Below are 16,783 nucleotides of genomic sequence, written 5' to 3'. Positions count from 1 at the left end.
ATCCGGAACAAACCTGAGGTGGTGGTTGCCCGGATGCAGCCGTTCGTTGTCGGCACGAAGCAGGCAGGACGTGTCCCGGTTAGGATCGCGGGCGTGGCAGCGGACGAACCCACGATCCTCGCGACCTCCGGCGGTCTGCGTGCCTCGGCCCGGCTCGACTGGGAGGTCGGGCCCCTGACCCGTCACGCCGTCGACCTCGCCGGGGTCACCGGCCGGGCGCCACGCGTGTGCTTCCTCGGCACCGCCTGCGGTGACGACCGCCGCCTGGCGGCCACGTTCTTCGACAACGCCTGGCGCGAAGGCTGGACGGGCTCACACCTGGCCGTGCTGCCGATGCCGAACGTCGAGGACGTCCGGGAGCACCTGCTGTCGCAGGACGTGATCTGGGTGTGGGGCGGCAGCGTCGCCGGGTTGCTGGCCCTGTGGCGGCTGCACGGGCTGGACACCGTGATGCGCGAGGCGTGGCAGGCGGGGGTCGTGCTCACCGGCGTGTCGGCGGGGTCGATCTGCTGGCACGCGGGCGGCACGACGGACTCGTTCGGACCCGAACTGCGGCCGGTCACCAACGGCCTGGCGCTGCTGCCGTGGTCCAACGGAGTCCACTACGACAGCGAACCCGCGCGGCGGCCGCTGTTCCAGTCGCTGATCGCGGACGGCACACTGCCCACGGGCTATGCGACCGACGACGGCGCGGGGCTGCTCTACCGCGGCACCGCAATGGCCGGGGCGCTCGCCGAACGCGCCGGCGCCGGGGCCTACCGCGTGGCGCGCGGCCCGGACGGCACCGCCACCGAGGAGCGGCTCGACGTGCGGCGGGTCGGCTGACCGGCTCGTGGTCCTCCGCCGAGGGCCTCTCCACGGAGACCGCGGCCTGCTGCGGGAACGAACTGCGGGCGGGCCGTAACGGCGATCGCGTGACGGCGACATACGGGTCATGAGCTGGGGCAGGCGGGAGAAGGTGGGCTGTGGGGTGGCGCTGGTGGCGGCCGGCATCCTCGTCGGCGGCACGATCGGGCTGATCACCCTGGGACGGGACACGCCGGAGGGCGGCGGGACGCTTTCGGGCTACTCCATCCTGCGTGCCCCGGACTCCGGGTACCCGCGGTTCGCGATGAAGAGCACGATCGACCCGCGTTACGCCGCGCACCTCTCCGGTGATCCGGTGGCGATGCTCGCGCCCGGCGTCTACGCGGAAACACCACGGGGCGGCTCGATCGGCGGTTTCGGGGACTACCACGAGTACGTCGGCGAGTGCGCCGCCGTCGAGCGGTACGCGCGCGAGCATCCCGGTCACTCGACCTGCTTCTGACTCATCCGCCGACGAAGGTGACCGTCTCGGACAGCGGTGCACGGGCGATGCGTTCGTATGCGGCGGTAGGATCCGCGAAGCCGATCGACAGCCCGCAGAACAGCACGAGCCGCTCCGATGGGGACACCACCTGCGCCACGCTCGTGCGGTACACCGACCACGCCATCTGCGGGCAGCTGTGCAAGCCTTCGGCGCGCAGCAGCAGCATGACCGTCTGCAGGTACATTCCGGCGTCCGCCCACTGGGCCGGGCCCATGGCGCGGTCGAGGTAGCACAGCAGCAGTGCGGGGGCGCCGAAGCCGTCCCAGTTGCGGGCCACCTCCGCGTGCCGGGACTGTTCGTCGTCGCGGGCGATACCCAGTGCGCGGTACCGCTGTCCGGCCGCCGCGGACCGGCGGTCTCGGTACGGGGAGCGCAGTCCGGGCGGGTACATCGAGTACTCCCGCGCGTCGCCGGGGTCGCCCGACGCCACTCGTTCGGCGATGCGTTTCTTCACCTCGGCCAGCGGGGCGCCGGTCACCACGTAGATATGCCACGGTTGCAGGTTCGCACCGGACGGGGCCCGCGCCGCCGCATGCAGCACGCGTTCGAGCGTTTCATCCGGAATCGGGGTGTTCGTGAAGGCGCGCACCGCTCGGCGCGTGGCCACGGCTTCGTAGACGTCCACAGTGTCCCTTCTCGTCGGGGTCCTACTGTGGTGACGACGGCGGACGGCGAAAGGTGACCGGTGGATTTCGAGGCGCATCGGGACCAGCTGCGCGGCGTGGCGTACCGGATGCTGGGCTCCCTGGCCGACGCCGAAGACGCGGTGCAGGAAACCTGGCTGCGGATGGCCCGCGCGGACACCACCGACGTGCGCAACCCGGGCGGGTGGCTGCGGACGGTGCTGTCGCGGGTGTGCCTCGACATGCTGCGCCAGCGCTCCCGCGCGGAGCCTGTGCCGGACCCGGATCCGTTGCCGGGTGCGGACGAGGAGTTCCTCCTCGCCGAGGACGTGGGCCGCGCGCTGCTCGTGGTCCTGGACCGGCTGAGCCCGGACGAGCGGGTGGCGTTCGTGCTGCACGACGTGTTCGCCGTCCCGTTCGGCGAGATCGCCCCGGTGGTGGATCGTTCCACGGCGACGACGAAGAAGCTGGCCAGCCGGGCGCGGGCGAAGGTCCGGGGCGTGCCGGCGGAACCGGTCGATGTGGTGCGGCACCGGCGGGTGATCGAGGCGTTTCTGGCGGCCGCGCGGGTCGGTGACGTGGAGACGATTCTCGCGGTGCTGCATCCGGATGTGGCGCGTCGCGCGGACGGGCGGCCCGAGATGCGCGGGGCGCGGTCGGTGGCGGAGGAGATCGTCGTGTTCGGGCGGGATGCCCCGGTTGCCGAGCTCGTTCTCGTCGATGGGGGGCTGGGGTTGGTGATCGCGCCGCGCGGGTGTCTCCGGTCGGTCATCCGGTTCACTGTCGACGGTGATCTGATCGGCGGCTACGAGCTGATCAGTGAACCCGGCCGGTTGCGGGGGTTGCAGCTGGCGCTGGTTCCGCCGGACCTCCCGTAGCCGCCACGCGGGTTGCGCGGATCTGCCCGGCCGTCCCCGGCGGTGCGACGTGGGCGTCCTGCCACAGCGTTCTTTCCGGGCCGTCGGCGGCGGCGGTGGTCGTCCACTCCGGACCGATCCGCACCGCGGGTTCATCCGTCGTGTGGCGCGGCCAGCCCGGATCGCCGCCGCGCGCGAACGCCACCCAGGCCGTGGCAGGCGCCGAGCCGCCCGTCGAAGGCGGGGGAGCGCCAGGTGAACTCGCAGCGCCAGGTCCCGGCGGAGCACGGGGAGTGCCTGCGCCAGCCGCGCGGTGGGGACGGCGAACATGTAGTCGGTGCCGACCGCGGACAGCAGCTCACCGGGATCGTCCAGGCCGCGCTCGCGGCGGTAGGTCTCGACGAGCTTCGCCGGGTCCGGGTGCAGCGCCGACACCGCGGCGTGCAGCGCGGGCTCGCTCACCGGCGGCGCGGGCAGGGCGACCAGGTAGAGGTTCATCTCGTCGGTGTTGCTGCCCACGAGCAGGTCGATCTCCGCGAACGCCTCCACGGTGGCGGGCGCCCCGAGGCGACCGGCGATGGCGGTGGTCACGAGGTCGGCTTGATCCGTGATGAGCTCGTGCGAGGCGCCGCCGCGAGCGGGGCGCCGAGGCTGAGCGCCCTTGCGGGCTCGCCGAACACGGTGACGTTGCCGGGGTCGCCGCCGAACGCCGCGATGTGCTCCTGCACCCGGCGCAGCGCCTCGATCCGGTCGAGCAGCCCGCGGATGTCCGGGGCGCCGGGCATCCGCGGGAATCCGGCCACGCCGACCCGGCAGTTGACGGTCACCAGCACGACACCGTCCTCGGCGAACCGGGTCCCGTCGCAGCCGGGGGTGCCGCCGGACCCGCCGGTGAAGGCGCCGCCGTGGACGAACACCATGACCGGCAGGCGGTCCGAGCGCGGGTCGGGTGTCCACACGTCGAGGTTGAGGTAGTCGGCGCCGTGCACCCAGCCGGTGCCCACGATCGCGGTCAGATCGGGCATTTCGGGCACCTCCGTGCCGCCCTGGGGTGCGGTGGGGCCGGGCTCGCGGGCGTCGAACTCGCCCGTCCGGACGGCGGTTCCGGTGGCGCGAACCGCTTCGCGCCCACCCGTGCCCGCGACGGCTCCGTTCCGCGTGGCCGATGGCCCGATGGGGTGCCACGGAAACGGCTGCCGAGGCGGTATCGTCGGAGTCGACAGGGGGTATGCGTGATGGGCATCTACGGTCGGCACATCGTGCCGCGGATCGTCAACGCCACCTGCGGCGCGGCCTCGGCGCACCCGCATCGCGCGCGGGTGTGCGCCGGGCTGCACGGGCGGGTGCTGGAGGTCGGGTTCGGCTCCGGCCACAACATCCCGTTCTACCCGCCCGCGGTCACGTTGGTGGAGGCGATCGAACCCTCCGAGGTGGCGTGGAAACTGGCCGGTCCGCGGCTGACCGCGTCGAGGGTGCCGATCTCCCGGTCCGGGCTGGACGGGCGTTCGCTGCCGCTGCCGGACGCCTCGTGCAACACGGCACTGTCGACGTTCACGCTGTGCACGATCCCGGACGTGGAGGCCGCGCTGCGGGAGATCCGTCGCGTGTTGATGCCCGGCGGGACGCTGCACTTCGTCGACCACGGGCTCGCCCCGGACGAAAAGGTGCGCCGCTGGCAGCACCGGTTCGACCCGCTGCAGCAACGCGTCTTCGGCGGCTGTCACCTGACCCGCCCGATCGCCGAGCTGCTGATCACCGCCGGGTTCGAGTTGCGGGAGCTGGACTCCTTCTACGAACCGGGCGCGCCGAAGGCGTTCTCCGCGGAGTCGATCGGCGTCGCGGTGTCCGCTTAGGACGGCCGCCGGTTCGCGTTGTCGCCGCACCTGGCAACGCAACCCGACCACCAGGTCGACCTCACCTCCCCAGGCCCCGATCCCCAGCCCACCTCGGTTGTCGAGCCGTCGGGTCAAGCCACGCTTTCCCGGCTTCTCGTTCAGCGCAACCGCGCCGGCAGTCGCTCGAAACCGCGCAGGATACGGGTGTCGCGCAGTGTCGCGCCGGGGGTCAGGCGCAGGTCCGGGAAGCGGTCGAACAGCGCGCGCAGCCCGACCTCGCCCTCCATCCGTGCCAGTGACGCGCCCAGGCAGTAGTGGCGGCCCGCGGAGAACGAGATGTGCTCGCGCGCGTTCTCGCGCCGCACGTCGAACCGCGCCGGTTCGTCGAACACCGCCGGATCGCGGTTGGCTCCGGCCAGGACGGTGGCGACCACCGACCCTTCGCGGACCCGCACGCCGCCGATTTCGGTGTCGCGCTGAGAAGTCCGCCCGGTGAGCAGGACGGGCGGGTCGACGCGGAGGATCTCGTCGACCGCGTTCGGCCACAGCGACTCGTCGGACCGCAGCGCGGCGAGCTGCTCCGGGTGGTCGTGCAGCAGCGCGATGCCGTTGCCGAGCAGGTTCACCGTCGTCTCGAACCCGGCGGCCAGCACCAGCCCGGCGGTGGCGCGCAGTTCGAGATCGGTGAGCCCGACCCCGTCCTCGCGGGCGGCGGCCAGCTGACTGAGCAGGTTGTCGCCGGGGTTGGCGCGCAGGTGGTCCAGGTGCTCGCCGAGCCAGGCGTCGAACGCGGCCAGGGCCGACTCCACCGCGCGGAACTGCCGCCACGGCAGCCCCAGGTCCAGGCTCGGCGCGGCCGCCGTGCCCAGCTCCAGCACGCGGGCGCGCTGCGCGGGCGGGACTCCGAGGATCTCGGCGATCACCGTGACCGGCAGCAGGCTGCAGTAGGTCTCGACGAGGTCGACCGGACCGGACGGGTCGAGGCGGTCCAGCAGGTCGCGGGCGATCTCCTCGGTGCGCTCGCGCAGCTTCTCCACGGCACGCACGGTGAACACGCGCGTCACGAGCTTGCGGTAGCGGGTGTGGTCCGGCGGTTCGGTCGCCAGCAGCGACGGCGGCGCGATCGGGTGCAGGACGTCGGTGGCCGACCACTCGGACAGCCGGGCCAGCACCCCGTCGGCCGCCCCGCCGACACCGGTGCGGAAGTCGTTGCTGGTCAGCACTTCCCGCACGGCGGCGTGGCTGGTGGTCACGTAGGCGAACGCGCCCTTGTACAGCGCGCCGTGACCGCGGATCTCGTCGAACAGGCCGTGCAGCGCGGCGGTGGGGGAGACCGCGGCCTCGGCGACCAGCCGGGCCTGCAGGTCCCCGCGCCGGGCGGCGGCGCGCAGCGCGGTGCGGGGCAGGGCGTGGCCGATGCCCCACCGCACGACCGGTTTCACGCCGTCCTGGACGAGCACGCCCACCACCTCCGTCGTGGTACTGCCGGGTACCACGAACGGTAGAGGGGAAGTCGCGGTCCGGTCAAGCGGCGAGCCGGTGGGTAAGGTGAACGGCTGTGACCGCCGCCGACACCGGGTTCCGCGACCGGCTCCTGCAGGGCATGGCCGCGGCCGTCCGCGAGCGGGAGTACCACGAGGTCACCATCGCCGACGTGGTCAACCACGCCCGCACCTCGAAGCGCACCTTCTACGAGCAGTTCGCGAGCAAGCAGGACTGCTTCGTGGAGCTGCTGCGCGAGACCAACGCGCGGATGGTGCGCCAGGTCGCGGACACCGTGCAGCGCGGCGCGCCCTGGCAGGTGCAGGCCAGACAGGCGGTCGAGGCGCTGATCGCGTCGATGGAAAGCGATCCGGCGCTGTGCCTGAGCTGGATGCGCGCCGCCCCGTCACTCGGCGAGGCGGGACGCGCCTTGTCGCGCGAGACGATGGATTCGTTCGTGGCTCTGATGCGCACGCTGGCCGACACGCCCGAACTCAAGGCCGCCGGGGTGATCCCGCCGTCGCGCCCGCTGGCGATCACCCTGTTCGGCGGGCTGCGGGAGCTGATCGCGATCACCCTGGAGGAGGGCGGCGACCTGGCCGGGATCGCCGACGTGGCGACCGAGGTCGTGATGATGCTCCTCGGGCCCCGGCCGCCGGGTGGCAGCGGCTCAGCGTGACGCTGTCCATTCGTGCGCCAGGACCGACCAGATCTCGACGTCGAGCCGTTGGCCCTGGTGCGGGTAGAGCTCGCGCAGTACGCCCTCGCGCGTCATGCCGAGCCGCCGTGCGACGGCGATGCTCGGTTCGTTCCGGGCGGCCACCCGCCACTCCACGCGGTGGATGCCGCGCTGCTCGATGGCCCAGCCGATGATCACGCGCGCGGCCCGCGTCGCCAGGCTGCGGCCGGCCGCGGCGGGCTCCAGCCAGCATCCCGCCTCGGCGTGGCCGCGTTCGACGTCCATGGTGCGGAACAGCACGCCGCCGACCAGCCGGTCCGCCAGCCGGATGCCGTAGATCCGCCCGGTGTCGGCCGCGGCCTTGCGCGCGTAGTCCGCCAGGTACTCCCGGCTCGACTCCAGGTCGGTCACCGCGTCCGGCATGGTCAGGTGCTGCCCGATGAACTCCCGCCCGCGGTTCATGTGCTCCAGGAACTCCGCGGCCCGCCACGGTTCGAGCGGTTCGAGCCGCGCGTCCTCGCCCAGTGGGATCGTGAACATCGGGAAACTATGGGCAGGCGACGATCTTCCTGTAAAGCGGGTTTTCGCTAGTGACGCAGATCACTTACGAGGCTATCGTCCCTGTCATGTCGACCAGTGAGGAACGCACCAGTGAGCGTACGGAGAGCGTGACCTCGGCCCTGCTGACCGGCGGCACCTACCGGGGCCTGGCGGAGCAGAAGCTGTCCCCGGCGGAGGAGCGGTTCGAGCGGGCCCGGCGGACCGTCGGGTTCGTGCTCGCCCCGCTCGTGACCATCGTGTTCCTGGTCGTGCCCACCGCGCTGGAGTCCGATCAGCAGACGCTGGCGGCGGTGCTGCTGGGCGTGGTGGTGCTGTGGGTGTGCGAGCCGGTGCCGATCCCGGTCGGCGGGCTGATCGGCGTCGCCGCCATCGTGGTGCTCGGGGTGCTGCCCGCCGACGACGTGCTGGAGCCGTTCGGCTCGTCGACCGTGTTCGTGTTCATCGGCGCGTTCATCCTGGCGCAGGCGATGCTGCGGCACGGGCTGGCGCGGCGCTTCGCGTTCTTCATCCTGTCCATGCCGGGTGTCGGGAAGAGCACGTGGCGCGTGATCGCCGCGCTCGGCTTCGTCACCTGCGTCCTGTCGGCGTTCATCTCCAACACCGCGACCGTGGCGATGCTGCTGCCGACCGCCGTCGGGCTGCTGACCGTCATCGCCGAGCTGATCCGCGGGCAGCTGGGCGAGAACCAGCGCTTCGACCCGCTGCGCCTGCGGGTGGGCATCGCGCTGATGCTCGTGCTCGCCTACGGCGCCAGCGTCGGCGGCCTGCTCACCCCGATCGGCTCGCCGCCGAACCTGATCGGGCGCGGCCTGATCGAGGAGGCGACCGGCGAGCGGATCTCGTTCCTGCAGTGGACGACGATGGCGCTGCCCGCGTGCGTGGCGATGTTCGTGGTCCTGATCGTGGTGCTGATCCTGCTCAACCGCCCGGAGATCACGAAGCTGACCGGGGTGGAGGAGTACGTCGCCGGGGAGCGCGCGAAGCTGGGGCCGCTGTCCCGGGCCGAGCGCAACACCCTCATCGCCTTCGCGATCACCGTCGTGCTGTGGGTGACGCCGGGCATCGTGGCGCTGGTGGCGGGCAACGACTCCGCGGCCTACGACACCGTGAGCAACCGCCTGGACGAGGGCATCGTCGCCGTCGCGGGCGCGGCGCTGCTGTTCCTGCTGCCCACCGACTGGAAACGACGCACGTTCACGCTCACCTGGTCGGAGGCCGTGCGCATCGACTGGGGCACGATCCTGCTGTTCGGCACCGGCATCATCTTCGGATCCCTGCTGGCCGGCACGGAGCTGGCCGAACGGGTGGGCAACGGGCTGGCCGGCGCCCTCGGGCTCACCACCGGCGTCGCGCTGACGGTCTTCGCGGTGCTGCTGTCGATCCTGGTGTCGGAGACGACCTCCAACACCGCCTCGGCCGCGGTGGTGGTGCCGATCGTCATCCCGATCGCCCTCGGCGCCGGGGTCGATCCGTTCACGCCCGCGCTGGCCGCGACCTTCGCCGCGTCCTTCGGGTTCATGCTGCCGGTGTCGACGCCGCAGAACGCGATCGTCTACGGCTCCGGAGCGGTGCCGATCACGAAGATGATCCGCTCCGGCGCGGTGTTCGACGTGCTCGGCGCCGTCCTGATCATGCTGCTGATACCGCTGATGGTGTCGGTGATCGGCTTCTCGTGAACCGCAGCAGCGGCCCGGCCATCGCCGTGGTCAGCACCGCCATCACGACCATGACCGAGTAGAGCTCGCCGTCCAGGACGCCCAGGCTCAGGCCGACACCCAGGACGACGAGTTCGGTCAGGCCACGCGTGTTGAGCAGGATGCCCAGCCGCGCGGAGTCCGGTGACGGCAGACCGGACCCGCGGGCGCCGAGGTAGGCGCCGCCGAACTTGCCGGTGATCGCCGCCGCCAGCACCAGTGCCAGCTCGCCGAGCCCGTCCCACCCGATCACCGCCAGATCCACCTGCAGGCCCGCGATCAGGAAGAACACCGGCAGCAGGAGCACGTCGTTGAGCTTGCCCAGGTGGCTCTGCAGCTCGGTGCGCACCCAGGTGACCTCATGCGGCACCACTGCGCCGAACAGGAACGCGCCGAAGATCAGGTGCAGGCCCATCCACTCGGTCAGCGCGCCGGAGGCCAGCAGGCCCGCCAGCACGACCGCGTATCCGCCGGTGCCGGGCCCGCGGCGGTCGAGCAGGCGGCGCAGCACGGGTCGGACGAGCAGCAGCATCACGGCCGCGTAGGGGACGAACAGGAGGAGCCGCCAGGAATCGCCGCCGCTGCCGCTCACCACGAACACCACGACACCGAGCAGCGCCCAGGCCACCACGTCGCCGATGGCGGCACACGCGATCGCGAGCCCACCGAGGCGCGTGTCGCGCAGTCCGCGGTCGGCCAGTATCCGGGCCAGCACGGGGAACGCGGTGATCGACATCGCCACGGCCACGAACGACACGAACCCCAGCCGGTCGGGACCGGGGTGGGAACCCGCGAGAAGCAGACCGGCCCCGGCGCCGAGCGCGAGTGGCAGCAGGATCGAGCAGACCGAGGTGGCCACCGCGATCTTTCCCTGGCCCCGCAACAGCTTCCGGTCCACGTCGAGTCCGACGGTGAACATGAACAGCGCGACCCCGACCTGGGCCAGCGCACTGAGCAGCGGACGCACGTCGGCGGGGAACAGGGTGCCGGACAGTCCGCCGAGCAGCGTCGGGCCGAGGCAGATGCCGGCGAGCACCTCGCCGATCACGGCGGGCTGGCCGAAGCGCCGTGCCAGCATCCCGAACAACCGCGCCACCACGATGATCAGAGCCAGATCGGCGACCAGGAACACGACTTGCTCGGTACTCATCGAACCCCCACAATAAGGATAGGGTTACCTAACATGGTCGGGTCGGTCCGGGCAAGCGTGCACTGGGCTGATCGGGTGAGGGCTTCTTGTCACTACCGCGGAACATGTGAAGGATCACCTTAAGTAAGGCTACCCATAGGCTTGTTAAGTAAGCCTTGCCTAAGGTTTGATGAGCCCCGTGACGAAGCAGGGATCGGCGGACGAAGGCGTGGTCCTGGTGACCGGCGCGGCCCAGGGTATCGGCGCCGCGGTGGTGAGGGCGTTCGCGGAGACGGGCAGGCGGGTCGTGGCCGCCGACGTGCGGGAGGAAACCCTGGAGGGCGAGGTGGCGAAGTGCGCGGCCGGCGGGCTCGATGTCCGCGCGTGCGCCGTGGACGTCACCGACGCCGCGGCGGTGGAGACCGCGGTGTCCGAAGTAGAGAGTCGGCACGGACCGGTTTCGGTGCTGGTCAACGGGGCGGGAGTGCTGCGCACCGGCGAGGTGACCGCGATGCCGGACGCGGACTGGCAGGACGTGTTCGCGGTCAACACCACCGGGGTCTTCCTGGTCAGCAGGGCGGTGGCCCGGCGCATGGTCCCGCGCGGGGCGGGTTCGATCGTGACGATCAGCTCGAACGCGGGCGGGGTGCCGAGGGTGGGGATGGCCGCGTACGCGGCGTCCAAGGCCGCGGCCACCATGTTCACCAAATCGCTCGGCCTGGAGCTGGCGCGGCACGGGATCCGGTGCAACGTCGTGGCGCCCGGGTCGACCGCGACCCCGATGCTCGCGGGCATGGGGGTGTCCGAGGCCGACCTGATCGCCGGGTCCCCGGCCACCTACAAGGTCGGCATCCCGCTGAACAAGGTCGCGCGGCCGGCCGACGTGGCGGACGCCGTGCTGTACCTGGCCTCACCGGCGGCGGGCCACGTGACGCTGCAGGAGCTCTACGTCGACGGCGGCGCCACACTGGGAGGCAAGGCATGACGGCCGATCCGCTGGCCGCCTACCGGCCGACGGACGTGTTCTTCGCCGACTCCGAACGCGCGATCCTCGGTTCCGGCGCGGTCCGCACGTGGACCACCGGCTCCCCGGACGCCCTCGCCGACGAGGTGGCCCAGGCGCTCGCGGAAGCGGGCCCGGCCATCGCGCTGGGCGCCTTCCCGTTCGACACCGGCGCCGCCGCCGCGCTCACCATCCCGGAGACGGTGCGCACCGGTACGCGGCCGCGGCCCTCGGGCCCGGTCGACACCGGTGAGGTGATCCACTTCAACCCCGTTCCGGAGCCGGAGAAGCACCTCGCGGCGGTCGCCGACCTCACCGCCCGGATCGAGGACGGGCGCCTGGACAAGGCGGTGCTCGCCCGCGTGCTGGACCTCGAATGCCGCGAACCGGTCGACGTCGGCGCGGTGCTGCGCAACCTGGTGGCGGGTAACCCGGCCGCGTACTCGTTCGCGGTGCCGCTGCCGCACCACGCGGTACTCGCCGGGGCCAGCCCCGAGCTGCTGGTGTCCAAGTCCGGCGGCGAAGTGCGGTCGCACCCGCTGGCCGGATCCGCGCGACGCTCGCCGGATCCGGTGCGGGACAAGGAAAACGCTGCCCGGCTCGCCGCCTCGGCGAAGAACCGCGCCGAGCACGCGCTGGTGGTCGAGGCGGTCGCGGACGGGCTGCGGCCGTTCTGCCGGGAGCTGACCGTGCCCGCGGAACCGGAACTGGTCGCGACGCCGACGATGTGGCATCTGGGCACCCAGGTCCGCGGCACGCTGCACGACCGCGAGGTCTCCTCGCTGCGGCTGGCCGCCGCGCTGCACCCGACCCCCGCCGTGTGCGGGACGCCGTCGGTGGCCGCACGGGAGGCTATCGGCGACCTGGAGCCGTTCGACCGCGGCTTCTACGCCGGAATGGCGGGCTGGGTCGACGCGACCGGGGACGGCGCGTGGGCGGTCGCGATCCGCTGCGCCGAGGTCGCCGGGCAGGCGATGCGGCTCTACGCGGGCGGCGGCATCGTCGCCGGGTCCGATCCGGCGGCCGAGCTGGACGAGACGTCGGCGAAGTTCCAGACCCTGTTGCGTGCCATGGGATTGGAGATGGCCGGATGAGCCCGTTCCCCGAGGAGTTCGCCCGCCGCTACCGCGAGGCCGGGTACTGGACCGGGCAGACGTTCCCGGACCTGCTGGCCGGAGCCGCGCGCACGCACGGCGACCGCGTCGCGGTGGTCGACGGCGAGCGCCGCTGGACCTACTCCGAGCTCGCGTCGCGGGCGGCACGGGTGGCCGCGGGCCTGCACGCGCTGGGGGTGCGCGCGGGCGACCGGGTGGTGGTCCAGCTGCCGAACACCGCCGAGTACTTCGAGACGGTCTTCGCGTTGTTCCACCTCGGCGCGCTGCCGGTGTTCTCGCTGCCCGCGCACCGCTTCGCCGACATCGGCTACTTCTGCGAGCACGCGGAAGCGGTCGCCTACGTCATCCCGGCCCGCCACGACGGGTTCGACTACACCGGGCTGGCCGACCAGGTCACCGCCGCCGTGCCCGGGCTCAAGCACGTGGTGGTCGTCGGTGAGACCGGCCGGTACACCTCCTTCGACAGCCTCCGCGAGCACCCGGAGCGCGAGGCACACGCACCGGCGCCGGACGAGGTGGCGTTCCTGCAGCTGTCGGGAGGCAGCACCGGCACGCCGAAGCTCATCCCGCGCACGCACGACGACTACCTCTACAGCGTGCGGGAAAGCGCCGACATCTGCGGTCTCACGCAGGACTCGGTGTACCTGGTCGCCTTGCCCGCGGCGCACAACTTCCCGATGAGTTCACCGGGTTCGCTGGGTGTGTTCCACGCGGGCGGCACCGTCGTGCTCGCGCCTTCGCCCGCGCCGGAGGTGGTCTTCCCGCTCATCGAGTCCGAGCGGGTGACGATCACGGCCGTCGTGCCGCCGCTGGCGCTGGCCTGGCTGCGCGCCGCCGGTGCCGCGACGGAGGACCTGTCGTCGCTGGAGGTACTGCAGGTCGGCGGCGCGAAGTTCAGCGAGGAGGCCGCCCGCCGCGTCCGGCCCGAACTCGGCTGCACGCTGCAGCAGGTGTTCGGGATGGCCGAGGGGCTGGTCAACTACACCCGCCTGGACGACCCCGAGGACCTGATCACCGCGACGCAGGGCAGGCCCATCTCGCCGGACGACGAGGTCCGCATCGTCGACGACCAGGACGAGGACGTCCCCGAGGGCGCGACCGGGCACCTGCTCACCCGCGGCCCGTACACCATCCGCGGCTACTACCGGGCGCCCGAGCACAACGCGGTCGCCTTCACCGCGGACGGCTTCTACCGCACCGGCGACGTCGTGCGCCGCACGCCGGAGGGCTACCTCGTGGTCGAGGGCCGCGCCAAGGACCAGATCAACCGCGGCGGCGAGAAGGTCGCCGCCGAAGAGGTCGAGAACCAGCTGCTGGCCCACCCCGCGGTGCACGACGCGGCGGTCGTGCCGATGCCCGACACCTACCTCGGCGAGCGCACCTGCGCGTTCGTCATCCCCCAGGACCCGGCGCAGGCGCCCCGCCCGGCCGAGTTCAAGCGGTTCCTGCGCGAGCGCGGTCTGGCCGAGTTCAAGCTGCCCGACCGGATCCGCATCGTCGCGGAGTTCCCGCACACCCCTGTCGGCAAGGTGAGCAAGGCCGCCCTCCGCCAGGCGATCGCCCGTGCCTTGCGCGGAGAGGAGAGCTGAAACCGGTGTCACTACCCACGATCGCGCCGTACGCGGTGCCCGGCGGCGACGAGCTGCCGGAGAGCAAAGCCGCCTGGACGGCCGATCCGGAGCGCGCCGTGCTGCTCGTGCACGACATGCAGCGGTACTTCATCGCCGCCTACGAACGCGACGCGGAACCGCTGGCGACCGTGGTGCCCAACATCGCGCGGCTGTGCGCGGAGGCGCGCGCACTGGGCATTCCGGTGGTGTTCTCCGCCCAGCCCGGGGACCAGGCACCGGATGACCGCAGGCTGCTGACCGACCTGTGGGGCCCTGGCCTGCGCGCGGTGCCGGAGCAGGAGAACATCATCACCGAACTCACCCCCGGCGCCGACGACGTGCTGCTGACCAAGTGGCGCTACAGCGCGTTCCAGCGCACCGACCTGCGGGACCGGATGCGCGGCTGGGGACGCGACCAGCTCGTGGTGACCGGCGTCTACGCGCATCTGGGGTGCCTGCTCACCGCCGCCGAGGCGTTCATGCAGGACGTGCAGCCCTTCTTCGTCGCCGACGCGGTCGCGGACTTCTCGGCCGACGACCACCGGCTCGCGGTGCGGTACGCGGCCTCGCGCTGCGCCGTGGTGACCACTACCGACGCCCTCGTGGCGAAGTTGTCCGAACCGAACAGGAGGCAGCAGTGGGCGCAAGCGGCGCGCTGACGCTGGAAGAGATCCGCGCCGACGTCGTGGAGGTGCTCGAACTCGATGGCGAGGAGGTCACCGACGACGAGGACCTGATCGACGTCGGCATGGACTCGATCAGGGTGATGCACCTGGTCGCGAAGTGGCGGGCGGCCGGTGCGGACGTCGACCTGGTCCGGCTCGCCGAGGACCCCACCATCACCGGCTGGTACCGGCTGCTGGGCGCCGGATGACGCGAGGAGAGAACGCACATGTCGAACGTTGATGACCGCGCCGATGTGGTGGTCGTGGGTGGCGGTCCCGCGGGGTCGACCACGGCGTCCCTGATCGCGATGGCGGGGCACCGGGTGGTGTTGCTGGAGAAGGAGCACTTCCCGCGCTACCAGATCGGCGAGTCGCTGCTGCCCGCGACGATCCACGGCGTCTGCCGTATGCTCGGCGTCACCGAGGAGATCGAGAAGGCCGGGTTCACCGTCAAGCGTGGCGGCAGCTTCCGCTGGGGTGTCAACCCGCAGCCGTGGAACTTCCTGTTCGCGTTGTCGCCCAAGCTGTCCGCGGCGAACTCGACCGCGTTCCAGGTGGAGCGCATGAAGTTCGACGAGATCCTGTTGCGCAACGCGCAGAAGCTCGGCGTCGACGTCCGCGAGGGCTGCGCTGTCACCGACGCCGTGCAGACCGGCGGCCGGGTCACCGGCGTCACCTACACCGATGAGAGCGGGCAGTCGCGCACCATCGAGGCCCGCTTCGTCGTGGACTCCTCGGGCAACAGCACCCGGCTGTCGAAGTACGCCCAGGGCAAACGGATCTACTCCGACTTCTTCAAGAACCTGGCGCTGTTCGGCTACTTCGAGGGCGGCGGCCGCCTGCCCGCACCCGACTCGGGCAACATCCTGTGCGCCGCCTTCGACGAGGGCTGGATCTGGTACATCCCGCTGTCGGACAACCTCACCAGCGTCGGCGCGGTCGTGCACCGCGACCAGGCCGACAAGGTGCGCGGCACGCAGGAGGAGCGCGAGAAGTCCCTGATGGGCTTCATCGACCGCTGCGACATCGTGCGCGACATGCTCGCCGGGGCCAAGCGGGTCACCGAGGGCACCTACGGCGAGATCCGGACGCGCAAGGACTACTCCTACACCAACGACTCGTTCTCCGCGCCGGGCATCGTGCTCGCCGGGGACGCGGCGTGCTTCATCGACCCGGTGTTCTCCACCGGCGTGCACCTGGCCACCTACTCGGGTCTGCTCGCCGCGCGCTCGATCAACAGCGTGCTGGCCGGCACGATCGCCGAGGACCGGGCGATGGCCGAGTTCGAGGCGCGCTACCGCCACGAGTTCGGGGTGTTCTACGAGTTCCTGTCCTCGTTCTACGATATGCAGGCCAATGAGGACTCCTACTTCTGGAAGGCCCGCAAGGTCACGAACTTCTCCGCGACCGACATCGAGGCGTTCGTGACGCTGGTCGGCGGTGTCGCCTCCGACGAGGAGGCGCTGACCGACGCCGAGTCCGTGGTGCGGCGCTTCCGCGGGTCGAGCACGGCGCTGGAGGACGCGGTCGAGCGCACCGGCACCATGCAGACCGAGAGCGGCGAGCGGATGTTCGCCCTGTTCGGCACCAAGGTCGTGCGCGACGTGATGGACGGCATGAACGAGGTGCAGGCCCGCGGTGCCTACGGCGAGAACGCGGTGAACCCGGTGCGCGAGGGCGGCCTCGTGTCCACTCCGGACGGTCTGCACTGGCAGGAGCCCGCGACCGATCTGACCGCGGCGCCGTGAGGAGGGTGGCATGCAGCGCATTCTGATGAACGGCAAGATCCACCGCGCCACGGTCACGCAGGCCGACCTGCACTACGTGGGGTCGCTGACGATCGACGCGGACCTGATGGCCTCGGCGAACATCGTGGAGGGCGAGCAGGTCCAGGTCGTCGACATCACCAACGGCGCGCGGCTGGAGACCTACGCGATCACCGGGCCCGCGGGCAGCGGCGTCATCGGCGTCAACGGCGCGGCCGCCCACCTGGTGCACCCGGGCGACCTCGTCATCGTCATGAGCTACGCGGTGTTCGAGGAGAGCGAGGTCGCGCGGCACAAGCCGTCGGTGGTGCACGTGGACGGTGACAACCGCCAGATCAAGGTCGGCACCGACCCCGCCGAGCCCGTGCCCGGCGATCCGGAGCTGATCAGCGGCCGGTCCACGGCGTAGCAGA

The 16,783-nt window shown here is 71.7% G+C and carries 18 protein-coding genes; 13 read left to right on the top strand and 5 right to left on the bottom strand.

From position 1 onward, the window contains the following. The first annotated feature begins 93 nt into the window (after positions 1 to 93). Complete coding sequence (locus HNR02_RS29215) at positions 94 to 825, top strand: Type 1 glutamine amidotransferase-like domain-containing protein (protein WP_179776868.1); 732 nt, start codon at positions 94 to 96, stop codon at positions 823 to 825. Positions 826 to 934: 109 nt separating this feature from the next. Further along, positions 935 to 1,309, top strand: coding sequence for a hypothetical protein (locus HNR02_RS29210; RefSeq protein WP_179776867.1), 375 nt, complete (start codon positions 935 to 937; stop codon positions 1,307 to 1,309). Position 1,310: 1 nt separating this feature from the next. Here HNR02_RS29210 and HNR02_RS29205 read toward each other — a convergent pair whose 3' ends face one another. Beyond that, on the bottom strand, positions 1,311 to 1,976 hold the full coding sequence (locus HNR02_RS29205; RefSeq protein ID WP_179776866.1) for a nitroreductase: 666 nt from the start codon (positions 1,974 to 1,976) through the stop codon (positions 1,311 to 1,313). Between the two features lie 60 nt (positions 1,977 to 2,036). Here HNR02_RS29205 and HNR02_RS29200 point away from each other — a divergent pair, with 60 nt between their 5' ends. Then, positions 2,037 to 2,852, top strand: coding sequence for a sigma-70 family RNA polymerase sigma factor (locus tag HNR02_RS29200; protein WP_179776865.1), 816 nt, complete (start codon positions 2,037 to 2,039; stop codon positions 2,850 to 2,852). A gap of 566 nt (positions 2,853 to 3,418) precedes the next feature. Here HNR02_RS29200 and HNR02_RS29195 read toward each other — a convergent pair. Continuing rightward, positions 3,419 to 4,141, bottom strand: a complete 723-nt coding sequence (locus HNR02_RS29195) for a carboxylesterase family protein (protein ID WP_246339307.1) — start codon at positions 4,139 to 4,141, stop codon at positions 3,419 to 3,421. Between HNR02_RS29195 and HNR02_RS29190 the strand changes: the two genes are divergently transcribed. After that, on the top strand, positions 4,067 to 4,684 hold the full coding sequence (locus HNR02_RS29190; protein WP_179776864.1) for a class I SAM-dependent methyltransferase: 618 nt from the start codon (positions 4,067 to 4,069) through the stop codon (positions 4,682 to 4,684). The genes HNR02_RS29195 and HNR02_RS29190 overlap by 75 nt on opposite strands. A 140-nt stretch (positions 4,685 to 4,824) precedes the next feature. On the opposite strand, the gene HNR02_RS29185 is transcribed toward HNR02_RS29190, so the two are convergent. Next, positions 4,825 to 6,126, bottom strand: coding sequence for a cytochrome P450 (locus tag HNR02_RS29185; protein ID WP_312861209.1), 1,302 nt, complete (start codon positions 6,124 to 6,126; stop codon positions 4,825 to 4,827). A gap of 98 nt (positions 6,127 to 6,224) precedes the next feature. On the opposite strand from HNR02_RS29185, the gene HNR02_RS29180 reads away from it, so the two are divergent. Then, positions 6,225 to 6,827 carry a TetR/AcrR family transcriptional regulator gene (locus tag HNR02_RS29180; RefSeq protein WP_312861208.1) on the top strand — a complete coding sequence of 201 codons (603 nt, stop codon included), beginning with the start codon at positions 6,225 to 6,227 and terminating at the stop codon, positions 6,825 to 6,827. Here the strand turns inward: HNR02_RS29180 and HNR02_RS29175 are convergent. After that, positions 6,819 to 7,367: a GNAT family N-acetyltransferase gene (locus HNR02_RS29175; RefSeq protein ID WP_179776863.1), complete on the bottom strand. Its 549-nt coding sequence runs from the start codon at positions 7,365 to 7,367 to the stop codon at positions 6,819 to 6,821. The two genes, HNR02_RS29180 and HNR02_RS29175, sit on opposite strands and share 9 nt — an antisense overlap. Positions 7,368 to 7,453: 86 nt before the next feature. Here HNR02_RS29175 and HNR02_RS29170 point away from each other — a divergent pair, with 86 nt between their 5' ends. Next, a complete protein-coding gene (locus HNR02_RS29170; RefSeq protein ID WP_179776862.1) occupies positions 7,454 to 9,064 on the top strand; it encodes an SLC13 family permease in 1,611 nt (536 codons plus the stop codon). Here HNR02_RS29170 and HNR02_RS29165 read toward each other — a convergent pair. Continuing rightward, the gene (locus tag HNR02_RS29165; RefSeq protein WP_179776861.1) at positions 9,018 to 10,232 is read right to left on the bottom strand and encodes a cation:proton antiporter; all 1,215 of its coding nucleotides are present in this window, start codon (positions 10,230 to 10,232) and stop codon (positions 9,018 to 9,020) included. The genes HNR02_RS29170 and HNR02_RS29165 overlap by 47 nt on opposite strands. A 178-nt stretch (positions 10,233 to 10,410) precedes the next feature. Between HNR02_RS29165 and HNR02_RS29160 the strand changes: the two genes are divergently transcribed. Genes HNR02_RS29160 through panD form a run of 7 tightly spaced genes read left to right on the top strand, consistent with a single transcriptional unit; the run spans position 10,411 to position 16,779 of the window. Next, on the top strand, positions 10,411 to 11,196 hold the full coding sequence (locus HNR02_RS29160) for a 2,3-dihydro-2,3-dihydroxybenzoate dehydrogenase (protein WP_312861207.1): 786 nt from the start codon (positions 10,411 to 10,413) through the stop codon (positions 11,194 to 11,196). Then, positions 11,193 to 12,308 (top strand): isochorismate synthase, encoded by a 1,116-nt coding sequence (locus HNR02_RS29155; RefSeq protein WP_179776859.1) that lies wholly within the window; start codon positions 11,193 to 11,195, stop codon positions 12,306 to 12,308. Before HNR02_RS29160 ends, HNR02_RS29155 begins: the two co-directional genes overlap by 4 nt. Further along, on the top strand, positions 12,305 to 13,918 hold the full coding sequence (locus tag HNR02_RS29150) for a (2,3-dihydroxybenzoyl)adenylate synthase (RefSeq protein WP_179776858.1): 1,614 nt from the start codon (positions 12,305 to 12,307) through the stop codon (positions 13,916 to 13,918). The genes HNR02_RS29155 and HNR02_RS29150 overlap by 4 nt, the downstream gene beginning before the upstream one ends. 5 nt (positions 13,919 to 13,923) lie before the next feature. After that, entirely contained in the window at positions 13,924 to 14,598 is a 675-nt protein-coding gene (locus HNR02_RS29145) for an isochorismatase family protein (RefSeq protein ID WP_179776857.1), read from the top strand. Continuing rightward, positions 14,577 to 14,813, top strand: coding sequence for a phosphopantetheine-binding protein (locus HNR02_RS29140; RefSeq protein WP_179776856.1), 237 nt, complete (start codon positions 14,577 to 14,579; stop codon positions 14,811 to 14,813). Before HNR02_RS29145 ends, HNR02_RS29140 begins: the two co-directional genes overlap by 22 nt. A gap of 18 nt (positions 14,814 to 14,831) precedes the next feature. Then, positions 14,832 to 16,352, top strand: a complete 1,521-nt coding sequence (locus HNR02_RS29135) for an FAD-dependent oxidoreductase (protein ID WP_179776855.1) — start codon at positions 14,832 to 14,834, stop codon at positions 16,350 to 16,352. Between the two features lie 10 nt (positions 16,353 to 16,362). Further along, positions 16,363 to 16,779, top strand: a complete 417-nt coding sequence (gene panD / locus HNR02_RS29130; protein ID WP_179776854.1) for an aspartate 1-decarboxylase — start codon at positions 16,363 to 16,365, stop codon at positions 16,777 to 16,779. The last annotated feature ends 4 nt before the right edge of the window (positions 16,780 to 16,783 follow it).

The organism is Amycolatopsis endophytica (assembly GCF_013410405.1).
Taxonomy (GTDB): Bacteria; Actinomycetota; Actinomycetes; order Mycobacteriales; family Pseudonocardiaceae; genus Amycolatopsis_E; species Amycolatopsis_E endophytica.
The sequence above is the reverse complement of the archived record's forward strand: the minus strand, read 5'-3'. Positions and strand labels throughout refer to the sequence as shown.

Bases quoted from the DNA above. Each gene is read 5' to 3' on its own strand.
- HNR02_RS29210 (WP_179776867.1), top strand. From the start codon at position 935: ATGAGCTGGGGCAGGCGGGAGAAGGTGGGCTGTGGGGTGGCGCTGGTG.
- HNR02_RS29150 (WP_179776858.1), top strand. From the start codon at position 12,305: ATGAGCCCGTTCCCCGAGGAGTTCGCCCGCCGCTACCGCGAGGCCGGG.
- panD (WP_179776854.1), top strand. From the start codon at position 16,363: ATGCAGCGCATTCTGATGAACGGCAAGATCCACCGCGCCACGGTCACG.
- HNR02_RS29155 (WP_179776859.1), top strand. From the start codon at position 11,193: ATGACGGCCGATCCGCTGGCCGCCTACCGGCCGACGGACGTGTTCTTC.
- HNR02_RS29175 (WP_179776863.1), bottom strand. From the start codon at position 7,367: ATGTTCACGATCCCACTGGGCGAGGACGCGCGGCTCGAACCGCTCGAA.
- HNR02_RS29190 (WP_179776864.1), top strand. From the start codon at position 4,067: ATGGGCATCTACGGTCGGCACATCGTGCCGCGGATCGTCAACGCCACC.
- HNR02_RS29165 (WP_179776861.1), bottom strand. From the start codon at position 10,232: ATGAGTACCGAGCAAGTCGTGTTCCTGGTCGCCGATCTGGCTCTGATC.
- HNR02_RS29135 (WP_179776855.1), top strand. From the start codon at position 14,832: ATGTCGAACGTTGATGACCGCGCCGATGTGGTGGTCGTGGGTGGCGGT.
- HNR02_RS29170 (WP_179776862.1), top strand. From the start codon at position 7,454: ATGTCGACCAGTGAGGAACGCACCAGTGAGCGTACGGAGAGCGTGACC.
- HNR02_RS29195 (WP_246339307.1), bottom strand. From the start codon at position 4,141: ATGCGGGTGCGCCGAGGCCGCGCCGCAGGTGGCGTTGACGATCCGCGG.